Raw genomic sequence first — 417 nt, 5'->3', positions numbered from 1 at the left:
CTGCATGCCATGCAGCACCATCGCCAGCATTTTTGCCGCAGGCACGCGGTATTCACCTTCATCACCAAAGCGAGAAACAATGCGCGGCTGATCGTGGTTACACCAGAACAAGGCATTCCATGCCACGTTGTGCATTCCTTGTTGCCAGTGGCGGAACAATGTTTTCAACGCCACAAAGTCAGGTTTAGCCAGCGTCCATTTTTCACCATCGGGATAATCGACCTTCAGGTGATGAAAATTAAAGGTCATCGACAATTCACTGCCTGTCAGTGCCGCGTATCGCTGGCAATGCTCAAGGCTGGTGGAGGACATTTCACCTACGGTCATTAACCCGTGTGGCGTAAACACATCGCGGTTCATCTCGTGCAAAAATTCGTGTGCTCGTGGCCCGTCGGTGTAGAAGCGACGCCCGTCGCC

General features: G+C 52.8%; 1 protein-coding gene. It reads right to left on the bottom strand.

The window, feature by feature from the left end; genetic code table 11:
* Positions 1-417: alpha-amylase family glycosyl hydrolase (locus ACEWB7_RS18130; protein ID WP_411581106.1), on the bottom strand; the 417-nt coding region annotated here is incomplete at both ends.

Source organism: Acinetobacter sp. NIOH-H-8 (genome assembly GCF_046635365.1).
Lineage (GTDB): Bacteria > Pseudomonadota > Gammaproteobacteria > Pseudomonadales > Moraxellaceae > Acinetobacter.
Note: the sequence above shows the minus strand (reverse complement) of the source record. Positions and strands in the feature narration are given on the sequence as shown.